At 61.8% G+C, this 21,944-nt stretch carries 19 protein-coding genes; 8 read left to right on the top strand and 11 right to left on the bottom strand.

The genetic code is table 11. The annotated features are described in order from the left end of the window. Positions 1-165 precede the first annotated feature (165 nt). The 6 genes from BLW03_RS12995 to BLW03_RS12970 all read right to left on the bottom strand — a co-directional run bounded on the left by BLW03_RS12995 (position 166) and on the right by BLW03_RS12970 (position 4,781). Positions 166-366 carry a YgaP family membrane protein gene (locus tag BLW03_RS12995; RefSeq protein WP_074654467.1) on the bottom strand — a complete coding sequence of 67 codons (201 nt, stop codon included), beginning with the start codon at positions 364-366 and terminating at the stop codon, positions 166-168. Positions 367-537: 171 nt separating this feature from the next. After that, complete coding sequence (locus BLW03_RS12990) at positions 538-1,554, bottom strand: sugar phosphate isomerase/epimerase family protein (RefSeq protein WP_170835033.1); 1,017 nt, start codon at positions 1,552-1,554, stop codon at positions 538-540. Positions 1,555-1,595: 41 nt separating this feature from the next. Beyond that, complete coding sequence (locus BLW03_RS12985) at positions 1,596-2,765, bottom strand: DUF6351 family protein (protein ID WP_074654465.1); 1,170 nt, start codon at positions 2,763-2,765, stop codon at positions 1,596-1,598. Positions 2,766-2,817: 52 nt separating this feature from the next. Beyond that, positions 2,818-3,081, bottom strand: coding sequence for a YgaP family membrane protein (locus BLW03_RS12980; protein WP_244502073.1), 264 nt, complete (start codon positions 3,079-3,081; stop codon positions 2,818-2,820). Between the two features lie 21 nt (positions 3,082-3,102). Next, complete coding sequence (locus tag BLW03_RS12975) at positions 3,103-3,834, bottom strand: hypothetical protein (protein ID WP_139285197.1); 732 nt, start codon at positions 3,832-3,834, stop codon at positions 3,103-3,105. A 155-nt stretch (positions 3,835-3,989) separates the two neighbouring features. Then, positions 3,990-4,781 (bottom strand): hypothetical protein, encoded by a 792-nt coding sequence (locus BLW03_RS12970; RefSeq protein WP_083350519.1) that lies wholly within the window; start codon positions 4,779-4,781, stop codon positions 3,990-3,992. A 121-nt stretch (positions 4,782-4,902) separates the two neighbouring features. Between BLW03_RS12970 and BLW03_RS12965 the strand changes: the two genes are divergently transcribed. Continuing rightward, positions 4,903-5,133, top strand: coding sequence for a hypothetical protein (locus BLW03_RS12965; protein WP_074654463.1), 231 nt, complete (start codon positions 4,903-4,905; stop codon positions 5,131-5,133). A gap of 101 nt (positions 5,134-5,234) precedes the next feature. Then, positions 5,235-8,570 (top strand): TonB-dependent receptor, encoded by a 3,336-nt coding sequence (locus BLW03_RS12960; protein ID WP_074654462.1) that lies wholly within the window; start codon positions 5,235-5,237, stop codon positions 8,568-8,570. Between the two features lie 554 nt (positions 8,571-9,124). Here the strand turns inward: BLW03_RS12960 and BLW03_RS12955 are convergent. Both BLW03_RS12955 and BLW03_RS12950 read right to left on the bottom strand, forming a co-directional pair. Next, a complete protein-coding gene (locus tag BLW03_RS12955; RefSeq protein ID WP_074654461.1) occupies positions 9,125-10,513 on the bottom strand; it encodes a DNA polymerase domain-containing protein in 1,389 nt (462 codons plus the stop codon). 65 nt (positions 10,514-10,578) lie between these two features. After that, complete coding sequence (locus BLW03_RS12950; protein WP_139285196.1) at positions 10,579-11,460, bottom strand: alpha/beta hydrolase family protein; 882 nt, start codon at positions 11,458-11,460, stop codon at positions 10,579-10,581. A gap of 174 nt (positions 11,461-11,634) precedes the next feature. On the opposite strand from BLW03_RS12950, the gene BLW03_RS12945 reads away from it, so the two are divergent. Genes BLW03_RS12945 through BLW03_RS12935 form a run of 3 tightly spaced genes read left to right on the top strand, consistent with a single transcriptional unit; the run spans position 11,635 to position 15,490 of the window. Further along, the gene (locus BLW03_RS12945) at positions 11,635-12,438 is read left to right on the top strand and encodes a lysophospholipid acyltransferase family protein (protein WP_074654459.1); all 804 of its coding nucleotides are present in this window, start codon (positions 11,635-11,637) and stop codon (positions 12,436-12,438) included. Then, the gene (locus BLW03_RS12940) at positions 12,438-13,604 is read left to right on the top strand and encodes a glycosyltransferase family 2 protein (RefSeq protein ID WP_074654458.1); all 1,167 of its coding nucleotides are present in this window, start codon (positions 12,438-12,440) and stop codon (positions 13,602-13,604) included. Before BLW03_RS12945 ends, BLW03_RS12940 begins: the two co-directional genes overlap by 1 nt. 56 nt (positions 13,605-13,660) lie before the next feature. Beyond that, the gene (locus tag BLW03_RS12935) at positions 13,661-15,490 is read left to right on the top strand and encodes a lytic transglycosylase domain-containing protein (RefSeq protein WP_244502205.1); all 1,830 of its coding nucleotides are present in this window, start codon (positions 13,661-13,663) and stop codon (positions 15,488-15,490) included. A 71-nt stretch (positions 15,491-15,561) separates the two neighbouring features. Here the strand turns inward: BLW03_RS12935 and BLW03_RS12930 are convergent, their stop codons facing one another. Both BLW03_RS12930 and BLW03_RS12925 read right to left on the bottom strand, forming a co-directional pair. Then, positions 15,562-16,455, bottom strand: a complete 894-nt coding sequence (locus tag BLW03_RS12930) for a TIM barrel protein (protein WP_074654456.1) — start codon at positions 16,453-16,455, stop codon at positions 15,562-15,564. 47 nt (positions 16,456-16,502) lie between these two features. Beyond that, entirely contained in the window at positions 16,503-17,384 is an 882-nt protein-coding gene (locus BLW03_RS12925; protein ID WP_074654455.1) for a TIM barrel protein, read from the bottom strand. Positions 17,385-17,526: 142 nt separating this feature from the next. On the opposite strand from BLW03_RS12925, the gene BLW03_RS12920 reads away from it, so the two are divergent. After that, positions 17,527-18,285 (top strand): c-type cytochrome, encoded by a 759-nt coding sequence (locus tag BLW03_RS12920; RefSeq protein WP_074654454.1) that lies wholly within the window; start codon positions 17,527-17,529, stop codon positions 18,283-18,285. Further along, on the top strand, positions 18,285-19,934 hold the full coding sequence (locus tag BLW03_RS12915) for an acido-empty-quinoprotein group A (RefSeq protein WP_244502072.1): 1,650 nt from the start codon (positions 18,285-18,287) through the stop codon (positions 19,932-19,934). The genes BLW03_RS12920 and BLW03_RS12915 overlap by 1 nt, the downstream gene beginning before the upstream one ends. A 64-nt stretch (positions 19,935-19,998) precedes the next feature. Here the strand turns inward: BLW03_RS12915 and BLW03_RS12910 are convergent, their stop codons facing one another. Continuing rightward, positions 19,999-20,358 carry a YciI family protein gene (locus tag BLW03_RS12910; RefSeq protein ID WP_074654452.1) on the bottom strand — a complete coding sequence of 120 codons (360 nt, stop codon included), beginning with the start codon at positions 20,356-20,358 and terminating at the stop codon, positions 19,999-20,001. 172 nt (positions 20,359-20,530) lie between these two features. Between BLW03_RS12910 and BLW03_RS12905 the strand changes: the two genes are divergently transcribed. Next, positions 20,531-21,853: an enolase C-terminal domain-like protein gene (locus BLW03_RS12905; RefSeq protein WP_074654451.1), complete on the top strand. Its 1,323-nt coding sequence runs from the start codon at positions 20,531-20,533 to the stop codon at positions 21,851-21,853. The last annotated feature ends 91 nt before the right edge of the window (positions 21,854-21,944 follow it).

Below are 21,944 nucleotides of genomic sequence, written 5' to 3'. Positions count from 1 at the left end.
CATCCACGACCGGCGATGATCTTGTACTCCCTCTCATAAATTCTTGTCCAGAGGTGTTTCCTCACTTATCGTCCCCGACTAACGTTCAGGGACTGTGAAGCACCTGCAAGCAAAACTGGTTACGCGAGAGAGTTAATAAATTGCTCGTCGGCAGAAGATCCAGCTTTATCGACTGAACCGCGCGCCGCGCGTCTGCACACCGAGCAGGGTATACAGCGGGCAGAAGCGAAAGATCGCCGTCACCAGCGGCACGAAGCCGATCAGCCCGATCCATCGCAGATTTCCCGGCAGCAGGATGAACAGACTGAGTAGCACCGCCGCCAGCACCAGGCGCACCACCATATCCACCACTCCAACATTCCTCATGGCATAACCTCTACGCCTGTTCTAGGGCAGCGGAAAGGCTCTGTCAGTGACCTCCATCACTCGGGGCAGTTGGCTACCTGCCGCAGCCGAAGTGATGACTGCTCTTCCCGGCGAATGCGAGCCTCTCGCGGTGTGCGGAGACGATGCTTGCTCAGCACCCACTCCAGCGATCTAGAGCTTGTAACTCTCGCTCTCCGCGATCGCCGCACGCAGCATGCGCAGATCCTCGGTCATGGTGGCGAAAACCCATTCTTTGGGCTCGGTGAGCGTGTCTTTGCCGTCGCCTGCGGCACCCTTCATATGCTCCGGCTGAATTTCCATGGGGCCGTTGAAGCCGATCTCGCGCAGGACGGCGTTGGCTCGTGCGAGTTCCACGTTGCCGTGGCCGAGCGGCAGATAGTGCGGCAGCCAGCGGCCGTCTGCCGCCTTCTCCGGCAGTGAATCCTTCCAGGAGACGCCGCGGATGTACGGACCAGCCGCGCGCAGGTTCAGTTCCCATGTCCGCATGCCGCCGGCGTTGGTCATGTGGCAGCTATCCCACTGGATGCCGACGAAGCGCGGATCCTGGTCCTTCAGCACGTGGAGCAGATCCCACATGGGCCCGCTGACGTAGACCTTGTCGTTCACAGTGTGCTCCCCGCCGTAGCAGTGATACATGGCGGTCATGCCGTACTTCTCATTCAAACGCGCCAGCTTCGCCACGCGTGGCCGCATCGCCTCAAGCTGCGGCAGGATGGGCTGGCCTTTGACGTACAGAAACGAACCCCACCAATAGGAATGAATGCCAAGCGACGCAGCCGTCTCCAGGATGGCTTCCGCATGAGGCGAGTCGGCATCTGCAATGGGCGCTGTCACCATGTGGACCTCGACCCCATGGCTGCGAACGGCGTTCACAAACGGCGGCAGATCCTGCCTCACTCGGGCTGGATCAATGTGGCCGGGATAGGGCCGGATCGTGATGTCCAGGCCGTCGTAGCCCATGGCCTTTGCGGCTGCTGCAACCTCATGAGGATCGCGCAGGAACTGGAGGTGCTTGCTGTAGATATCAATCTTCCACGGCATCGCACCGGTTACCGGTGCCAATGCTGCTGGCGGCGTAACGGCATCTGCATACGACAGGCTCGGCAGCGCAGACGCGGCGACACCCGCACTGGCTCCCCGCACCATGAACTCACGACGATTCAACATGCGGGCCATTCTAGCCCGGTGAGCCAAGCCTTATCGAATGCTCAGGGCAGCAGGCCGGCCTTCGGCTGCTTGCCGTGGTTGACCCAGTTCACCAGCTCATCGAAGGCGCGACCCGTCTCTTCGCCGGACATGGTGCAGTGCCCGTCGCGCTTGACATACTGCTGCACGAAGTTTTGGCTGAACCCTGCAGCGGCAATCATCTGCGGATAACTTGAGATGGTCGCCGCAGGGATTAATGGATCGTAAGTCGTTGTAAGCGCCAGCATCGGCTTCAGAACTTTTCCCGTCGGCGTTACATTGCGCACGAGATACTGATGCGCAACGGGATCGGCGGCGTAGCGGGCCACGTGGTCGTTCAGATCGTTGTCGCTGGCCGAGTCGTCCGGGTCCGTGCCGTTGTAGACGAGGTCCCGGTTATCAAACGGATTGCCGCCCGCGCGCTGCTGATAATCGGCAATGATGAAGCCGATGTACGAGATCATGTGCGCGACGTCCTCGTCGTTGTGAAGACGCATCAGGTTGCGGATCTTGCGCGCCTTCGCCGGATCGGACTTCAAGGCTGCGGTGACCTTGGCGCGATTTGCATCGGAGTCCATGTAGTCCGCAGGAGTGGGCACCAGCGGCGGCATGACACCGGGAAAGTAATAGTCGAAGGCCGCGCGGAAGGAGAAGCGCTGCTGCATGGGCGGGTCGGTGGGTCCGAGCCGGCCACAGAGTGCGAGTGCGCCGTCGTACACCTCGGGCCGCTGCTCCATGGTGACCATCGTCAGCGCACCGCCCATGCTGCCGCCCGTAACGAACGTCTGCTTCGGTTTGCCGTACTGCTTCACAAAGTATTCGCGCAGGCGATCGGTCTCCGGCAGGGCCTGCTCCAGCGCCCATCCTGTGCGCGAGTAGGCTGACTGCGCGATGGCGTAGCCGCGGTTGTACTCCGGCGTTTCCTGGCTGGTGAGCGGCCTGTCCAGCTCCGGACCAAAGGGAACATAGGAATAGCCGTGGTAGAAGACCACCAGCGATCCGTTCCAGTGCGCCGGTATCTCAATGCGGTAGGGTACGCCGCCAAGATCGCCGTGCTCGCTGGTCGCGCCTTCTGCTGGATGCGTAATGCGCTGGTTGGTCACGAGCGGAGCGAGAGCCGAAGCAGGCTGTGCCTGCACGCGGCACGTACCGACCGCAAGAAACGAAAGCACCAGGGCGGAAAGAAACTTCATGCTTCGAGTCTAATCAGTCGGCACTTTCCCTGGGGGTGCGCGGGGTTGTCGGTTACTTACGCAGTTCCGCGCCGCATGTCCGAACGCCCAGCAGGTCATACAGCGGGCAGAAGCGGAAGAGCCCCGTCATCAGCGGCAGAAAGCCCGCCACAGCTACCCACCGTTGCCCTTCATCCAGCACGGCATTCGCGCTGAACAGTACCGCCGCCATGCCAAAGCGCATCAGCATATCCACGCGCCCCACATTCATCGCCACCGGATCGCTCGTCATGGCAATGTTGTACGGCGATACGTCCAGCGCGGCAGTGACGGTCATCACAGCCCGGGAAACTCTTCGTTACAACCGCACCATCCATGCGGTCAGCGCGTGCCACCAGGCCCAGTCCTTTGCGTAATTGGCGGCGACGCCGACGGCCGTATTGGCAACGAGTGCCACCATGTACGGCGCACGCACTTTGCCGCGACGGGCATCGTCGATCAGCAGAACGACGAGGATCAGGCTCATCAGCCCGACTCCCATGTTGATATCTGCGTGGAAACTCTTCCGGAAGATGGGCAGGATGGGCATCGCGCGCACGATGGCGGGCGGCAACAGCAGCAGCACCGTGGAGACGATATAACGCGCATGCAGATCGATATTGCGGCCGTAATAGATGGCCAGTCCCACGTAGGTCGGCAACAGCAACAGCGCTGTGAAATCCAGAAAAAGCAGATGGTCTATCAGAAAGGGTGGAATCGCCGTAGCGATAAGCGCGCTGCGCATCATGAGGAAGCCAACCACCATGATCGCCGGCACCAGCGCGAAAGCGCCCCATCGACCAAGTGTGCGGTGCAGCCGCATCTTGCCACGCTGATACAGGATGGGCTGCACGATAAGCAGCGCGATCCACCCACCCATGAGTGCCCCGTGGATGTGGTGCAGCAACGGCTGGGTGCGGATCACAACAAAATAGCTTTGCGCAAAGCCAAGCCACGTGGTGGCGATGGCCAGCAGGAAGTACCAGTGCGCATGCGGGTACAGCACGGCATCGCGCTGTTTAACGATATGGGGAAACGTGGTGGTGGCCATCGTGCGGACTCCATCCATCTGCGGGTATGCGGGGGATGTGTCCATACTGAGCCGCGCGCTGCGGGGCCGCAAGGAAATTCTCAGGGAAATACGAAGAAATGCCCTATTGACGACGGTTTAACCGTGGCCAACAGGGCATGCAGGCGATTCTGCAATTACTTTGCGGCAGCCGGTGCGTTCTTAGCCCACGTGGGCCCGGAAAGTTCCAGGTCGTACACGGTGCCACCGTTGTACAGTTCGCCCGTCAGTCGCATGAACGTCGGTGCTTCTCCGCCCAGGGCGTAGATGTGCAGGTCGCCCGGTTCCTTGCCGATGATGGGCGCAATCACGCGCGCGATACCACCGAGTTCGAAGTGGATTTTGAAGTTGTTTGCCTTGCGACGCTCGCCGCCAATCGTGAAACCGACCTGGCCATCGCGTGAGATGGCCAGCTTCACCAGTCGCGGCTTGGGTGCCGCAACAATGTAACCGACCTTCACCTCATCGACACCGCGCGGAAAGTTCTGCACTACGAGCCCAAGCAGCCCGTTGGCCAGATCCTGCGGCACGTCCAGGTGGTCTGTCTTCACCTCATCCTTGCCGCCTTTCACCTCGTGGTAGGTCACCTGGCCGCTGGCTGTGTCCACGGTCATGTCCATCGGCTTCGGAAAGGATGGCCCCTTCTGGATGTGGTGATCGCTGATGACATGCAGATCGGGTCTCTGCGTGTACACGGTGGTGTCGTCATCCACGGATCCGTCGCGAAAGCGCAACGTCAAGCGCGCGGTCCACGTTTTGCCATGAGCCACGTTGGTATCGTCCGCTACGCCAACCAGCTTGCCGGATTCGGTATAGATCAGCAGCATGGCATGCAGGGAACCCTGCTGCTGCTTCGCGGGAATGGTTTCGCCGGAGGCAAGACCAACAGACAGAAGGGAGCAAAGAAAGAGCGACAGCGATCGGTGCACGTGTGGGATCCGTTCCGGGCGAGAGCCGCACGTCTCGCTGTGCGTCACTATTGGATGCGAAATTGTTCGCAGGCGTCCCCTGGCACCGCAGACGTTCTGCACCGGATTTATCATGGGAGCTATGCCGTTCCCCATCAAGAAATGCGCCGTGTGTGGCGAAGAGTTCGAGCTGAAGCCCGACAAACCGGGCTTCGCCAATCGCTGTCCCGAGTGCACTGCAGAAGAGCAGGAAGCAGCCGCTGAGGCTGCCAAGAAGACTGGCATGGACGCGGACCAGCGCCGCGAAAAGAGCGAGATGGATGCAGCGCGCCGCGACACCATCCGCAACATGCTGTATCGCAAAGACAGCTAGCGGAGAAACTCGCATGGCCTGGTTACGCGGTACGTTCAGGGACTGAAAGCACGCCGACAGAATCTCTTGGCTATACGGATAGAATCGCATAGATTCGTAGCATGCCTTTCCGGAATGCACGTACCACCCTGCGCGTTGGCGCGCTTGCTCTCGCTGCCTGTACGCTTCCCTTTGCGCAAGCCCAGGTAGCGGGGGAACTACGCGGTCGCGTCCTCGACGTCACGGGCGCCGCAGTCGCCGGCGCGCACGTCACCCTGACGCAGACCGCCACCGGCATTCGCCAGTCTGCAACCAGCAGCGCGGACGGCCTGTATGACTTTCCGCAGCTGGTCTCCGGCACATACAGCCTGCATGTCGAGAGCCCGGGCTTTGCCACCTATGATCGCAGCGGGATCACCATTGCCACGGGTGGCACGGTCGGACTCGATGCTCCACTTGCCGCATCGGGATCCGACGCTGTAACCGTTAATTCCGACGCGCCGCTGTTGCAGTCGCAGACCTCCAACATCGCCACCACCGTCGCCAGCGGCACCGTGCAGGCGCTGCCACTCAACACACGCAATTTCATCCAGCTTGCGCAGCTTGCACCCGGTGTGGCGCTGCCGCCCGGTACGCTGCTGCCGCGCATCAACGGTGGCCGGCCGCGCACGAATGAATATCTCTTCGACGGCATCAGCGCATTGCAGCCGGAGCCGGGCCAGGTCGCCTTCTTCCCCATTGTGGACTCGATCAGCGAGTTCACTGTGGAGGCAAACAACGTGCCCGCAGAGTATGGCCGGTTCAATGGTGGCGTCGTCAACGTCGCCACACGCAGCGGATCGAACCAGATCCACGGCAGCCTGTTTGAGTACTTCCGGAATGAAGACCTGAACGCACGCAACTGGTTTGCAACATCCACCGCGCGCAAGCCGATGTATCGCCGCAACCTGTTCGGTGCAACGCTGGGCGCTCCCATCCTGCATGACCGCCTGTTCTTCTTCGGCGACTACCAGGGCGTTCTGCAGCGCATCGGCGTCACGCGTATCTCAACGGTGCCCACCGTCGCGCAGCGCGCCGGCATCTTCACCGGCACACACATCTACAACCCCAGCACCACGACGACCGTTGGCGGACGACTGACGCGCACCGAGTTCCCGAACGACGTCATCAACGTGCCGCTGGACCCCGCGGCAGTCGCTCTCCTGGCCCGCTTCCCACTGCCAACCTCTTCAGGCGCAGCCAACAACTACACACGCACGGCGAACGATGACGATCATCAGCAGCAGTTCGATACACGCATCGATGCGGCACATGGACAGCGTGACCGCGGCTTCGCCCGCTACACGTACTACCACGAGGTCGAACAGCCGGCGACACCGCTGCCGGACGGTTCCGGCGCCATCAGCGGATCGGTGTTGGGCGCAGGCAATGTCACAGGCCTGACCCACATCACGGGGCAGCAAGTGGTGCTGAACGAGACGCACACCTTCAACGGCGCGGTGCTGAATAACTTCCGCCTCGGCTACACGCGGCGTGGCAACACGCAGGCGGGCACCAGCCTGGGCAACACCGCTTCCAACTCGCTGGGCATTCCGGGTATTCCGACGAATGCGGCGTTCAACAACGCTCTGCCGCTCTTCACGCTGACGGGATTCGCACAGCTTGGGCCCAGTGCCAGCACCTTCTCGCAGTACCAGACTGCCGTAGGTGAACTCGTCGATACGGTGCAGTGGGTGCGTGGAGCGCATTCGGTAAAAGCCGGCTTCGATCTGCGCCGCTACGAGTTGAATGCCATCGCACCGCCGAACCCGACGGGCTCCTTTGCCTTCACCACGACGGGCACCAACATCCAGGGAGCAACAGGCGCGACGGGTGGCAATGCACTCGCCAGCTTCCTGCTTGGACAGGTGGATACCTTCTCCATCGATCTGCAGGCACGCACCATTCGACCGCGCGATTACATCCATGAGTTCTTCGTGCAGGACGACTGGCGCATGCTACCGAATCTAACGATCAACGCAGGTCTGCGCTGGTCATTGCACCTGCCGTCCACCGAGACACACAACCAGGGCGCGATCTTCAACCTGGCGACGCAGCAGCTTGACTACCTGGGCATGAATGGCAACTCGCGCAGTGCTCGCGAGCTGCATTGGGGAAATGTTGCACCACGCTTCGGTCTGGCTTACTCGCCGGACACGAAGACCGTTCTTCGTGCAGGCTTTGGCATTGTCTTCATCGACCAGAGCGGCATCACGACGCCCTTCACCACGCCGCAGTATCCGTTCATTCAGAACGTGCAGCAGAAGACGACCGATAGCTACTCGGCACCCTTCAAGCTATCGAATGGACCAACGGTTTCACCGATCGCGTACACCCCGGATGCAGGCCTGGGACAGAGCGTCTACACGGCGACGCGCAAGGCGGGCAGCGGCTATGTACAGCAGTGGAACCTGGCCTTGCAGCGGGCGATCACGAATAATCTTTCGGTGGAGGTCGCGTATGTTGGCTCGCACATCGTGCATGTCGGCATACCAGACAGCAACCTGAATCAGCTGACCGCGGCGCAGCTTGCGCAGGGCACAGCGCTGACCGCGACGGTGGCGAATCCGTACTTCGGCATCCTGCCGGCGTCGAGCCCGCTGGGAACACGGACCATCGCAGCCGGCCAGTTGCTGAAGCCTTATCCGCGCTTCCAGAATGTCTCCATCTACCGCAACAACACGGGCCAGACGAACTACAACGCGATCGAAGCGAAGGTGGAGCAGCGCATGTCGCACAACCTGTCGCTGCTGTTCGGCTACACGCATTCGAAGCTGATCGACGATGCATCGTCGGTCTTCTCGTCGACGGTGTTGTCGTCACCGAACTCGTCTTCCCTGATTGCAGCGGACACCTACCGCCCGTACCTGGAACGCGATTCTTCCAATGGCGACATGCCGAACGTGTTGACACTGGCGGCGGTCTACGCGCTGCCCAAGTTTGCGGGCCACGGCCTTGCAACAGCCGCACTGGGTGGATGGACGATCAACACCGTCATCACGCTTCAGAGCGGTATGCCGGTGACCGTCACGCAATCGACCAACACCAACAGCTTCGCCGGTGTGGCGCTGATGCGGCCCAACCAGATCGCGAATCCGTCGCTGCCCAAGGATCAGCGCACGAAGGCTCGCTTCTTCAACACGGCAGCCTTTGCCACCACACCGCAGTTCCAGTTCGGCTCCGCATCGCGCAATCCGGTGCGCGGACCGGCCTATCGTGACGGCGATCTTTCGCTGATCAAGCACACACGCATTGGCGAAAAGACGGATGTGGAGTTCCGTGCGGAACTCTTCGACGTGACCAACACGCCGGGCTTCGCGCAGCCGAATGGGTCGTTCGGTACGACAGCCTTCGGCAGCATCACGGCAACGGTTACCGATCCCCGCGTGGCTCAGTTTGCGCTGCGCCTGAGCCGGTAGGCGCTACGTTTTAAGGCACAGGCGCGGCGTTTGGAAGGCAAAGGTGCGGCTGGTCGGAAGGCCAAAGGCGCGGCGTCTGGAAGGGCACAGCTTTAGCTGTGCCAAATCATGATCGGAAAGGAATCGGCTTTAGCCGCTGAGGTTTAGCTTTTCTCGTTGCTCCGAGGAAAGAAGCGTACCCCAGCGGCTGAAGCCGTTCTTCTTTTCAGGCAATGTTGGCATGGCTGAAGCCATGCCCTTCCGAAAGCCAAACATTCGAGATCTCAAAGCATTCGCGATTGCCTAGCATTCGAAATCTCCAGGCTTTCAAAATCTCCAAGCATTCCGAGATCGCCAAACGTTCCAGATCGCGAAGATGAGTTCGTAAGGGAGGACTCCACCCTACCGGCGGCTGAAGATCAGCCACAGGATCCCAAGCAGTACGAGCAGCCCAAGTCCGCCGGGCCAGAAGAAGAACCCGCTTCGGGATGAATAGCCCACCATCACGCAACCACTCAACGCACTGCATGCGCCGAGGCCGCATACCGCCCAAACCATAGAACGCAACGTTCGTTTCATTGCTGCTCCTTTGCTTCGCGCCAGGCGCGCGTTGGGTCGTCGTCGGGATCGACCGTTCCCTGCGCGGGGCGCTGATCCTCCGGCACATGCCGCAGATTCACGCGGATGCGGTACCAGATGTAGGCCGAGCCACGCATGCGATCGACGAGCACATCGTCGGGAGCAAGCAATGCTGCGGCTTCCGTATGCTGCTTCTTCCATCGCTCCAGACCTGCTTCGGCTGCAGCCTTGTCCGGCGACTGCGCGATGACGATCAGCGGCATCGTCGATTGTCTGCCCGCACGCTTCTTTGGCGCAGCCGTCTCGGCAGCAGGGTCTGCCTCAGATCCCTCCTCCTTTGCGGCCGCAGCCTTCTTTGCGGCACTCTTCTTTGCACTGCTGCTGCGAGCCTTCGAAGGCTGCACGCGGGAGGGCTCGCCCTCCATCTTGCGAAAGTGCGGTGGCCACGGGGCGTCGCCGATGCCTTCGGCCTCATCGCGCGCGGCCATCTCCAGCAATGCGTCGAGTACGCCTGCATGGTCGTCCATCGCGGCCTGCGGATCGCCGATCTTTGCGAAGCGATCGGGCACCGTGAGCACCGTGAAGTCGGCGGGATCGCAGGTCATCACCTCGTCCCAGCGCAGCGGTGTGCTGACGCGCGCATCGGGCAGCGGACGCACCGAGTAGGCCGAGCAGGTCGTGCGGTCCTTCGCGTTCTGGTTGTAGTCGAGGAAGACGCCGTGGCGCTCCTCCTTCCACCATTTGCTGCTGGCGAGCGGTGACCGCCGCTCGACGGCCCGTGCCAAAGCCAGCGCTGCTCGGCGAACTTCAGTAAAGCTCCATCGTGGCTCGATGCGTACGTTAACGTGGATGCCGCGAGAGCCGCTGGTTTTTGGCCACGCGACAAGCCCCAGCTCATCCAGCAGCGCCTTCACCTCCATGGCAACAGAGCGCACATCGTCCCACGCCACGCCGGGTTGCGGGTCGAGGTCGATGCGGAGTTCGTTCGGGTGGTCAAGGTCGCCGGTTCGTACGGGATGCGGATGCAGCTCGATGCAGCCAAGGTTGACGATCCACGCAAGGCCGGCGGTGTCGTCCACGACAACCTCTTCTGCGGTGCGGCCGGAGGGAAAGGAGAGTGTCGCGGTGCGCAGCCAGTCGGGTTTGTCTGCGGGCGCTCGCTTCTGGTAGAAGGGTTCCTTCTCAGCGCCATCGACAAAGCGCTTCAGCACGATGGGACGGTCGCGGATGCCATTCAGAGCGCCCGGCGCAACCGACAGGTAGTACCGCACAATGTCGATCTTCGAGAGCTGCACGCCGCGCGTGAAGTAAGGCTTGCGCGGGTTGGAGACCCGCACGGTACGGCCATCGATCTCCAGCAGTTCGGCGTCATCCACCTTCGCCATCGCACCACACTCCCGCACTCCGATAACAGCTGCGCAGAAGTGTGATGCGTGCGAGTGCCACCCGATCACTTCGAGGAGAGCGTCAATGCAGTGGAAGACCTGGTATCCCGGCAACTGCCGTGTTGTACCTGGGAAAGGTAGTTTCGAATGGTGTCGACGACCACTGGAGTCACGGAGTTCGCACCTGGCCCCCGGCCGGCAAAGTTCATGTGGGTCGCGTCGGCGAGGACACCCATCCAACGACAGCCATCGCTCGAGGCAGGCATGTCCTTCCACGGGATCTGCCTGGCTGCCGGACCACCGCCGCCCGGTATCGTCTGGTCACGCGTACCGGTCAGCACCAGCATCGACACATGCAGGGTGCTCCATGCGTGATCGGGAAAGACCAGGCCAGGACCTTCCGGAGACATGGCGATGTAGGCGTCGAAGCGATGTTGCGCAGCGGGCGGCGAGCTGATGCCAATGGCATTCGTGGCCCCGGCTTCCAGCATCACTGTCTCTGCTCCCATGGAGTGCCCGATCAGCACACGGAAGGGCGCTCTGCACTGATGATCGGACCATGTGAGTGCTGCGCCCGTGTCGAGCAGGCGCGCTGTCTCGGCCTCGCGACTTCCAACCAGCGCAGACATGCCCTTGCCCATCCCGTTATGCCAGAAGGTAGCGCGCACCGCCGCAGGACCACTCTCCCGGTGCCCCATGACGATCACGGTGAAGCCGCCGCTGCCAAGCCCTTGTGCGAGGTAACGGTAATCGTTCTCAGTCCCACCGGCTCCCGGAGAAAGCACGGCGAGCGGGGCACAGCCACCCCGGCTGGATGCGCGGTAAACGCTCATCGGAGTGACCTGCCCATCGCTGCGAGGAGCCGTTACACTCTCCTGCGAACGTGCCGTAGTCCATGCCAGTAGAGAAACAAGTGTTGCAGTCAGACAGGTTGTTGCTTTCGTCATGAGGCCTCCGTCATCAGTTAACCCGCAATCACTCACCGTGTTGCCGAAAGAAAGGCGCTTCCTTGTGCCTGTGGTGAAATGTTTCCTTTTCAGCGAGGCGAGCTTTGCTCCCGATGGAGATGACTGCGTTGGTCGAACGGCGTTCTTGCTCCTGCTAGCATCGGATTCTTCAAGATGCAGCAGAGACCATCATCACAGCCCGGGGTGCGAACACCATCGCCGCTGCTCCTGGCAGGCTTTTCGCGTATTGCGCGACGGCGCCTGCGCGGCAGCTTTCGTGCGGTACGCATGTTGCACGCGGAGCGGCTGGTGCAGGCCGGGGCAGGACCGCTGATTGTCTATCTGAACCACCCCTCGTGGTGGGATCCGCTGCTCTGCCTCACACTGGCGCGCAAGCTGCTGCCACATCGCACCCACTACGCCCCCATCAGCGCCGCGTCGCTGGTGCGGTATCCCATGTTCGGCAGACTGGGGATGTTTCCTGTCGACCAGGGATCGGCGCGTGGAGCAGCACAGTTCCTGCGCAGCAGTCAGTCTGTGCTTGCATCAGGCGGCGTGCTTTGGATCACCGCCCAGGGACGCTTCAGCGATGTTCGGCTTCGTCCTGCAACATTGAAGGCCGGCCTGGGAGCGCTGCTGCATCGACTGCAGGACGCGAGCCCGGTCACGGTGCTACCGCTGGCCTTGGAGTACACCTTCTGGAACGGTGTGAAGCCGGAGGCACTCTCAGCCGCGGGAACACCGATCGACGTCCGTTCCACGGCAGTGCCGAACACCGCGAGGCAGTGGACGCAACTGCTGGAAGAAGAGCTGCAGACCGCGCAAGACGAACTGGCTGCGGCAGCGATGCTGCGCGACCCTTCGATCTTTGAGACATTGCTGGATTCGAATGGCGCCAGCCTGTGGCAACGTCTCCGCGCACGTATGCGTGGCGAACTCGAGATACCGGGCGCAGATCGTACGTCGGAGACCGACTAATGCTTGTCGCATGGACTATCGCTTCCGCTGTGTGCGCCGCGATCCCCGCCGTGATGACGGTGGTGAACCTGCGTGAGTACCGCGAACCTTCTGCCATCACGAGCGACGGACTGCCAGCCGTGACGGTGATCATCCCCGCACGCAACGAAGCTGGCGGTATCGCGGCCTGCGTGGGCGGCGTATTGGCTTCGAGCAAGGTTGATCTGCAACTCCTGGTTGTTGATGATGCGTCGACCGACGACACTGCGGAGATCGTGCGCGGCATGGCAGCGCAGGACGCGCGCCTGAAGCTCATCGCATCCGTGGCACTGCCTGCAGGATGGAACGGCAAGCAGCACGCCTGCTGGCAGGGTGCGCAGGCAGCCAACACGCCGCTGCTGTGCTTCCTTGACGCGGATGTTCGTCTGCATCCCGATGCACTCGCACGCACCGTGACACAGATGGTGAGGGAACGCGCAGCACTGTTGAGCGGCTTTCCGCGGCAGATCACCCGCACCTGGCTTGAGAAGCTGTTGATTCCGCTGATCCATTTCGTGCTGCTGGGTCTGCTCCCCATGCGAGGCTTGCGGTGCACGACAAAGCCCGCCTATGCCGCGGGCTGCGGTCAGTTCCTGCTGGTGGATCGGGAAGCCTACAACCGCAGCGGCGGCCATGCGGCCATCCGACACACCATGCACGATGGCCTGCTGCTGCCTCGCCTCCTGCGCTCGAACGGTTACACGACACGGCTGGCCGACCTGACCCATCTGGCCGAATGCCGCATGTACACGACTGCAGCGGCTACGTGGAACGGTCTAAGTAAGAACGCCACGGAAGGCATCGCCGCGCCCGCGCGCATCGTGCCCATGACGTTGCTGCTGGGACTGGGACAGGTCTTACCGCTGCCACTGCTGTGGCTGGCATGGGAGAGGACGACGTTCATCATCCCCTTCCTGGGGCCACCCATCCGCATCGGCATGGCGCCGGTGTGGTGGTCCGTGGTTGCGCTGCTCTTGAGTTATCTGCCGCGTGTTGTCAATGCCGTACGGTATCGCCAAAGCTGGCTTGGCGCGCTACTGCATCCCGTGGGTGTGGCACTGCTTCTGGTGCTGCAGTGGGTCGCCCTGGCGCGGAAGCTGCTGGGCCGGCCAGCGACGTGGAAGTCTCGGGCGTACCCCTCAAACTGAAATACGGCAAGAGATGCCAGCCGTATCGCCGCGCCGATACAATGAGGGTTGTGCCGATGAAGCCAGGCCGAAGTGCCTCCTCCGCAGTTCGCCCGCTCCTGCTCACCGCTGCGTGTGCCTGCACCATCTTCCTCACGGGCTGCCCGCAGGACGGCATCACCACGACGGTCGCGGCGAAGACTCCAGCGAATGCCACGGCACCTGCGCTGCCGAAGACCGTTGGCGGCAACAATGTACAGACAGCCGAGCAGTCGGCGAACCCGCGGGTCGCCAGCCTGATCGCACAGGTCGACCGCAGCTATCGCAGCGGCGTCACCAACTATCGCAATGGCCAGCTCGATGCCGCACGCATGGACTTCGACTTCGCCGTGGACCTGATGCTGACCAGCGGCATCGACATCAAGGCGGACAGCACGCTGAGCGATGAATTTGAGCGCACCGTGGACGCGGTCAGCGCGCTGGAGATGGACGCGCTGAAGCAGGGCAACGGCTTCAGCCCCCGCACGGAAGAGGCGCCGATCGACGCCGTCGGAGAGCTGACCTTCCCCGCTGCCTCGCCGGAAGTCACGGCAAATCTTAAGAGCACGTTGAACACAACGTCAGATCTTCCGCTCGTCATCAACGACGAGGTCGCCGGCTACATCAACGCCTTCGCCAACTCCCCCGCCTTCCACGCGCATATGCTGCGTTCGCTGGAACGTGCCGGCAAGTACAAAGACCTGATCCAGGACGTACTGAAGCAGGAAGGCGTGCCGCAGGATCTGATCTATCTCGCTGTCGCCGAGTCGGGCTTTCAGCCCCAGGCCATGAACGCCAGCAGCGGCGCCGGCGGCATGTGGCAGTTTATGCCCACGGGAGCCTACGGCCTGGCGCGCAACGGCTACTTCGATGAGCGCTTCGACCCGGAAAAGAGCTCGCGCGCGTATGCCCGTTACATCAAGGGTCTCTACAACCAGTTCGGGGACTGGTACCTGGCCATGGCCGGTTATAACTGGGGACCCGGCAACATTCAGAAAGCCGTGCAGCGCACCGGCTATGCCGATTTCTGGCAGCTTTACCGCCGCAATGCCATGCCGCGCGAGACGAAGAACTACGTCCCGCAGATCCTGGCCGCCATCATTATGGCGAAGAACCCGGAGAAGTACGGCCTGGACAAGATGAACCCGGATCCATCGGTGCTCTTCGACACCGTCCACGTCGACTACGCCATGGACCTGCGCCTTGCCGCGGATGTCACAGGGACCTCGCTCGCGAACATTGTCAGCCTTAACCCCGCACTATTGCGCCTGAGCACACCGCGTGACATCGGCTATGACCTGCATGTACCGCAGGGCACCAAAGATCAGTTCACCGAACGCATCGCGGCCATCCCGGAAGACAAGCGCGCCTCCTGGCGCTTCCATGAGACGGTCGCTGGTGAAACGGTGGATCAGGTGGCTCAGCTGTTCCATGTGAGCGCGTCAGACCTGCTGGCGGCGAATGACCTGGAACCCACCGCCACCATTCAAACGGGCGATGACCTCGTGATTCCCGTCGCTGGCAGCAACGGCAGTGGCGGAGCGCATCCGCTGCAATACACGACGCGCCGTGGCGACTCACTGGTCACCGTGGCCGATCGCTTCAACGTCTCCACCGAAAATCTACGCGACTGGAATCATCTGTCCAGCTCTGCCCTGCCCGCAGGCCGCAAGATTTACGTGGCAGAGCCGGTGCGTCTGGGACCAAGCCGTGGCCGCCGTGGACGTGCGACCACATCCCGCTCCGGCCGCGCGAGTTCTCGCGGATCGTCATCTCGCGGCAGCTACGCTTCGTCGCGCGGGGGCAAGACCTCATCCCGAGGTATGGCTGCTCCCGCAAAGACGACAGCGAAGAAGCGCCGCCGCTAGGGATCGACAAGACTCCGGGTGCCCCGGTTCTGTCGTATCCCTGGACTTTCACGCGACGGCGATTTCGAGAACTATGCGGACTTCATCGCAGCAATGGCTTCTTCCCTTGCCTTGCGCAGCACCGTCACGGGATCACCCTGGGACATGAACTCCATGCAGATGTAGCGGTCATACTTCAGGCGTGCCAGCTCACGATAGATGTTCGTGTAGTTGACCTCGCCCGTGCCCGGCTGGTGACGTCCCGGGACGTCCGCAATGTGAACGAGGCCGACCTGGTCGACGTTCTTCGTGAGCTTCTCAATCAGGTTTCCGGCCTGTCGCTGCTCATGGTAGAAGTCGTATAAAACCTTGATGCGCGGGCTGCCAACAGCACGCGTGATCTCAAAGGCTTCTCCAACGCTGACCACCGCCTCCTGCTTGTGCTCCAGCAGGTCAATCGGCTCCAGGACGATCTCGATATCGTCCTTCTCCAGCAGGTCTGCCGCGTACTTCAGGGTATCGACGATTGCGGCGCGCTGCTCCTCCGGTGTCTGCTCCGGCACGCGTGTGTACGCCGTGTAGATGAACTGCTTGCAGCCAAGCTGTTTCGCTCCCGGAATCGCCTTCAGCAGATCGTCGTGCAGCGGCGTACGCTTCGACTTATCCGCAAGCGCATTCCGTCCCGGGACTGCGGAATCGACCGCAATGCCCAGCTCATGCTGCTTCGCCAGATTTGTCTTCCATTCCTCTGGCGTCCACTTCTCGTATTCATTCCCAACTTCCACACCGGTAAATCCGGCATCGGAAGCAAGCTGGAGTTGCTGCACAAAGGTCAGGCCTTTGGGCAGCGTCCACAGCATGACGGAGAACTTATGACCGTCATTGCTGGCAACCGTGGGAGGTGCGGCAGCAAACGCCGGCAGGCTGGGCAGCAGCGATGCAGCAGCAGCGCCCATGGATAATTTGTGAAAGTCGCGACGGTTCATGCCTTCTCCGTAATGTAATGCCCGAGGGTCGTTTGCAATCGTACCTGTTATGCGGTCTGCATTGCAGTCAGCGCTTCGGCCTTTGCGGCCTTCAGCTCCGCGACAGCGTCCCCTTGAAAGTAGAACTCCATGGCGATGTAGCGGTTGTACTTCAGCGCGGCCAGCTTGCGATAGACGTTCCGATAGTTCATCTCGCCCGTGCCCGGCTTATGCCTTCCCGGCACATCCGCAATGTGCACCAGGCCGACGAGATCGATGTTCTTCTCGAGGGTTTCGATGAGGTTCCCGGTGCCCCGTTGCTCATGGTAGAAGTCGTACAACACCTTCACGCCGGGGTCGTTTACCGTACGGGCAATCGCGAAGCCCTCGACGACAGAATTCACAAATTGCTTCTTATCCTCAAGCACGTCGATGGGCTCCAGCAGCACCTCGATCTTTGCATCGCGGCAAGCATCAGCGGCCAGCTTTAACCCGTCTGCGATCGACTGCCGGCCCTGCTCCAGCGACTGTCCGGCGATGCGCGCGCCTGACTTCATGGCGAATTGCCTGCAGCCAATCTCCTGCGCAATGGGAATCGCGGCCAGGATCTCCTGCCGCAGCTTGGGCCTGGCCTCCGGGTCTACCAGCGTCGTCAGGCTCGGGAACATCACATCGAAGGTCACGCCCAGCGCGTTCTTCTTCGCCACAATGCGTTTGCGGTCTTCCGCGGTCCACTTCATCCACTCATCGACCATCTCCGCGCCCTGGTAACCGGCCGCGGCAATTGTCTCCAGCCGCTGTTCGATGGTGAAGTTGCGGCCCATAATCCAAAGCATCACCGAGAACTTCACGGCAGGCGATGGAGCGGCCTGTGCCGCGCCTTGTCGCCCCAGCAACGCACTGCCAACACCCGCAATTGCCATCCTTCGGCTGAATTGACGCCGGTCCATCGTGACCTCCATCGAGCGGGCCAAGTATAAAGGAGTGCGGGCATCAAACGACGTTGCGTCGCGGCGTACTGGCGGGGACGTTTGCACGGCCCGAGGAGCGGAACGAGTGAAGAGGTCGAAACACACAGGATTACTCATAACCATGGCGGCTGTCGGCGCCATCGCACCCGCGCTGTTTGGCCAGTTCCCCAAGTCCGTCACGGAACCAGCGGCGGTCGAGCGCGGCGCGAAGACCTATGCCAGCAACTGCGCGCGCTGCCACGGCAGCGACACGCGCGGCATTACCGATGGCGCTCCGGACCTTCTACGCTCAACGGTCGTGCTGCATGACCGTCGCCAGGCACTGCATGGCAAAGAGCTTGCCCCGTATCTGAAGTCGACGCCTCCTCATAAGTTCGATTTCAACGAGAAGCAGGCCGACGACCTGTCGCAGTTCCTCTCCGCCTCCGTTAACAAGATTCTGCGCAGTGGCTATGACGACCATCCCACGCACCTGACCGAAGGCGATGCCAAGGCTGGCGAAGCATACTTTAACGGCGTGGGCGGTTGTGCCAAGTGCCATTCGACCACGGGCGATCTCGCAGGCCTGGGCAAGCGCTACTCGGCGGCTGCGCTGCAGCAGAAGTTCCTCTTTCCCAGCTCGGGCCTCGGCAAGAAAGCGCCGATTACCGCTGTTGTGAGGTTCCCGAACGGCACCACGGCCACGGGCGACGTCGTTCGCATCGACGACTTCACAATCCAGTTGCGCGATCATGCAACGGGCGCGACGAAGTCCTTCAATCGCACCGCAGGTGTGAAGGTCACCACGACCAACCCGTACGCAGCGCATGAAGCTCTGCTGGAAAAGATCACGGACACCGACATCCACAACCTGACGACCTATCTGGATACGCTGCAATGATGCGCCGCATACTCTTTGCCTCCCTTTCTGCCGTCGCACTGTCCCTCTCTCTGCACGCGCAGACACCGACCAATGCCGCAAATCCGCACGACACCACGAAGCATGATGCGCCGGCGCCCGTTGCCACCAAGGCCCCGGCCGTTGCGAGCGGCACCGTCGGCACGCTTGCAGGCGGCGAGTGGACGACTTACAACGGCGACTACAGCGGTCGCCGCTTCAGCCCGCTGACGAAGATCACGCCGGCCACCATCGACAAGCTGAAGCTTGCGTGGACCTTCCGCATCAACACCACAACCGGTGGCGGCCGACGTATCTCCGCCACGCCGCTTGAGATCAACGGCGTGCTCTACTTCACGGTGCCCAGCCACGCATGGGCTGTCGACGCCCGCACCGGCACGCAGTTGTGGCAGTTCGACTGGCCCAGCAAGGGCGGCGAGACCATCGGCAATCGCGGCGCAGCGGTGCAGGGCAACACGCTCTACTTCGAAACGGAAGACTGTAACCTCGTCGCGCTGGATATCGCCACGGGCAAAGAGAAGTGGCACGCGACCATCGGTAATCCGGACCAGTTCTACTTCGGCTCGGTCGCACCGGTTATCGTGAAGAACCACGTGATGGTTGGCGTCAGCGGCGATGACTTCGACATCCCCGGTTACATTGAAGCGCACGACCCTGAAACGGGCGCGCTGCAATGGCGCTGGTACACGCACCCTGAACCGGGAACACCCGAGGCAAAGACCTGGCCGAACGACGAAGCCATGCTGCATGGCGGCGGCATGACGTGGGTTGCGGGCACCTACGATCCGCAACTGAACCTCTATTACTTCGGCACTGGCAACGCACAGCCCGTCATCAACGGCGACGCTCGTCCCGGCGACAACCTGTTCACCAGCACCATCTGCGCGCTGAACCCGGACACCGGCAAGCTTGTCTGGTACTTCCAGCCGAACCCACATGACACGCATGACTGGGACGCCGTGCAGACGCCCGTGTTGATCGACACGGTCATCGCCGGCAAGCCACGCAAGTTGCTGGCGCAGGCCAGCCGTAACGGCTGGTACTTCCTGTTGGACCGCACGGACGGCAAGGCGCTTGTGAGCACACCCTACGCCATGCAGAACTGGACGCTGGGACTCAACAGCAAGGGCCAGCCCATTCCGAACCCGGAAAAGGCAGCGAAGCCCAACGGCGTACTCGTGATGCCGAACCAGGCGGGCGCGTCCAACTGGTATCCGCCAAGCTACAGCCCGCAGACGGGCCTGTTCTACGTTCCCGCCTACGATGCGGCCAGTGTCTACTACGTCTTCGACAACAACAAGAAGCCCGAGGGCTGGGCCGGCAATGATCGTGGTGGTTTCTCGCGGGCCTCATTGCGGGCCATCGACGCGAAAAGCGGCAAAGTGCGCTGGAACCACCAGTGGGCCTCACCCGGTGCGCGCTCCGGCATCCTGACGACTGCAGGTGGCGTACTCTTCACCGGCGATCCGCTGTCCAACCTGGTGGGCTTCAATGCTGCCACCGGAGATGTCCTGTGGCATGCCGGCATGGGTGGCGCGGTCAGCAACGGACCGATCACCTTCATGCTCGACGGCCTGCAGTACGTCGTCGCATCGTCCGGCGACACGCTGTACTCCTTCGTCCTCAAATAAGCCGCGGAGGCGGTTGCCCCACGTCTGGCTTCTGAGACGTGGGGGCGACCCCTCTGAAAGAGATCTACTGAAAATCCGACATCTCGTAAAACGGTCGGATCTCGATCTCGCTTGGTCCCGGCATCGGATTGGGGCAACGCTTCACCCACGCCACTGCCTCGTCCATATCCTTCACCTCCCAGAGCCAGAAACCGGCCACCAGTTCGCCGGTTGCTGCAAACGGTCCGTCGATCACCTTACGTTCAGTTCCGTGGAACGCGACGCGCTTCCCCTGTGACGTCGGCTTGAGACCTGCAGCATCGCGCAGAATCCCCGCCTTTATAAGTTCCTCGTTGAACTTACCCATCGCACCAAGCAACTCGGCCGAGGGAAGAGTGCCCTTCTCACTGTCCTCCGTCGCCTTCACAAACACCATCACGCGCATGCGTTCCGTCTCCTTTTGAAGTCCATCTGAATTGCAGGTGGATCATACCAAGAGCATGTGGACAACGTCCACATTGCACTTCCAACTCGATTTAGTTCGGACCCCGGTGATAATCTTCCGCCGGCATCTTGATGCACGCCAAAGCGTGTGCGCCGTCGATGCGGGAGGGTACGTGGGAACAGGCTGGAATCGTCGCAGTTTTCTGGGAGCAGTGGGCGCCACGGGCGGGGCGCTGGCAAGCGGCGCGGCATCGCGACAAGCTCTCGCGCAACCTGCTGCGGCGCGACCGACCGGCATCGCACCGCTGAAGATTGAAGCGGTCGAGTTGCTGGAGCTGCGCGGCCACTACACCTCGCGCAGCGGTGTGAACAAGCAGGCCCAGGTGAACCCGGAAGATGTCTATGACACTCTGCGTCCACCCGTCTACGTCGACAGACCGGGCGGCGAAATTACCGTGAAGTATGAGGCCATCTACCTCCGCATTCGCGCTACCGGCGGCCTTGAGGGACTCTACGGCCCTATCGAAAAGGAGCCGGCGCTGATCGTCTACGAGCGACTGCGTCCGTTCCTCATCGGCAAGGATGCGCTTGCGGGCGAGGTGCTTTGGGACCAGATGTACCGCAGCGACCGGCACAGCCGCGACGGCTATTACATGATGGCGATCTCGGCCGTGGACAACACGCTTTGGGACCTGCGCGGCAAGCTGTATGGCGTGCCGGTCTATCGTCTGCTCGGCGGTCCGTCGCGCGACAAGGTCGAGATGTACGTCTCCGCGCTCGGCTCCTCACTCGAACTCGATAAGGTGCGCACACGAGCACTGGAACTGAAGCAGCAGGGTTTTCGCTACCAGAAGTGGTTCATCGCCTACGGTCCCGGCTCCGGGCCGGAGGGCATGCGGAAGAATGTTGAACTGGTGAAGACACTGCGCGAGACCGTGGGCGAAGATACCGAACTGATGTTCGATACCTTCAGCGGCTGGGACCAGAACTACGCGCTGGAGTGGGCGCACCGCGTGGAGCAGTACCGCCCGCGCTGGATGGAAGAGGTGACGCACCCGGAGAAGATCGGCAGCTTCGCCGAGATGCATCGCAGCACCTCCATCCCCATCGCCAGCGGCGAGCACTTCTACGGCCGCTGGGAGGTACACCGCTACCTGCAGCAGAACGCGCTCTCCGTCGTGCAGGCCGACCCGGAGTGGTGCGGCGGCATCACGGAACTGCTGAAGATCGGCACGGTCTGCTCACTCTACGACGTACCGCTGATCCCACACGGCCACAGTCTGCGAGCGGCGGTCCACACCATCTTCAGCCAGTCGCCTATGACCTTCCCGCTGGGCGAGTATCTCGCCCTCAAGATGCAGCACTACCACCACTTCGAGAAGAACCCAATGGTCGTGGAGAACGCACACATCGCCTTACCCACAGGCGCAGGTTTCGATATCCAGCTTGATCCCGCAAAGATTGATGCGCAGCGCGTGATGACAGCGCCGGAGTAGCTAGCATCTCGGATCATCGAGCGGGGACCACACGTATTGTCGGGGACTATAGGGGCGGTGCTAGATTCATAGCACCGCCAGCACCCAGGAT

It is taken from the genome of Terriglobus roseus (assembly GCF_900105625.1).
In the GTDB taxonomy this organism is placed as follows: Bacteria; Acidobacteriota; Terriglobia; order Terriglobales; family Acidobacteriaceae; genus Terriglobus; species Terriglobus roseus_B.
This window is presented reverse-complemented; position numbering and strand designations above follow the sequence as displayed.

What these genes read in the sequence shown, in the direction of transcription:
- BLW03_RS12995 (WP_074654467.1), bottom strand. Translation starts at nt 366, where the DNA reads ATGAGGAATGTTGGAGTGGTGGATATGGTGGTGCGCCTGGTGCTGGCG.
- BLW03_RS12990 (WP_170835033.1), bottom strand. Translation starts at nt 1,554, where the DNA reads ATGTTGAATCGTCGTGAGTTCATGGTGCGGGGAGCCAGTGCGGGTGTC.
- BLW03_RS12985 (WP_074654465.1), bottom strand. Translation starts at nt 2,765, where the DNA reads ATGAAGTTTCTTTCCGCCCTGGTGCTTTCGTTTCTTGCGGTCGGTACG.
- BLW03_RS12980 (WP_244502073.1), bottom strand. Translation starts at nt 3,081, where the DNA reads ATGACCGTCACTGCCGCGCTGGACGTATCGCCGTACAACATTGCCATG.
- BLW03_RS12975 (WP_139285197.1), bottom strand. Translation starts at nt 3,834, where the DNA reads ATGGCCACCACCACGTTTCCCCATATCGTTAAACAGCGCGATGCCGTG.
- BLW03_RS12965 (WP_074654463.1), top strand. Translation starts at nt 4,903, where the DNA reads ATGCCGTTCCCCATCAAGAAATGCGCCGTGTGTGGCGAAGAGTTCGAG.
- BLW03_RS12960 (WP_074654462.1), top strand. Translation starts at nt 5,235, where the DNA reads ATGCCTTTCCGGAATGCACGTACCACCCTGCGCGTTGGCGCGCTTGCT.
- BLW03_RS12955 (WP_074654461.1), bottom strand. Translation starts at nt 10,513, where the DNA reads ATGGCGAAGGTGGATGACGCCGAACTGCTGGAGATCGATGGCCGTACC.
- BLW03_RS12950 (WP_139285196.1), bottom strand. Translation starts at nt 11,460, where the DNA reads ATGACGAAAGCAACAACCTGTCTGACTGCAACACTTGTTTCTCTACTG.
- BLW03_RS12945 (WP_074654459.1), top strand. Translation starts at nt 11,635, where the DNA reads ATGCAGCAGAGACCATCATCACAGCCCGGGGTGCGAACACCATCGCCG.
- BLW03_RS12940 (WP_074654458.1), top strand. Translation starts at nt 12,438, where the DNA reads ATGCTTGTCGCATGGACTATCGCTTCCGCTGTGTGCGCCGCGATCCCC.
- BLW03_RS12935 (WP_244502205.1), top strand. Translation starts at nt 13,661, where the DNA reads ATGAAGCCAGGCCGAAGTGCCTCCTCCGCAGTTCGCCCGCTCCTGCTC.
- BLW03_RS12930 (WP_074654456.1), bottom strand. Translation starts at nt 16,455, where the DNA reads ATGAACCGTCGCGACTTTCACAAATTATCCATGGGCGCTGCTGCTGCA.
- BLW03_RS12925 (WP_074654455.1), bottom strand. Translation starts at nt 17,384, where the DNA reads ATGGACCGGCGTCAATTCAGCCGAAGGATGGCAATTGCGGGTGTTGGC.
- BLW03_RS12920 (WP_074654454.1), top strand. Translation starts at nt 17,527, where the DNA reads ATGGCGGCTGTCGGCGCCATCGCACCCGCGCTGTTTGGCCAGTTCCCC.
- BLW03_RS12915 (WP_244502072.1), top strand. Translation starts at nt 18,285, where the DNA reads ATGCGCCGCATACTCTTTGCCTCCCTTTCTGCCGTCGCACTGTCCCTC.
- BLW03_RS12910 (WP_074654452.1), bottom strand. Translation starts at nt 20,358, where the DNA reads ATGCGCGTGATGGTGTTTGTGAAGGCGACGGAGGACAGTGAGAAGGGC.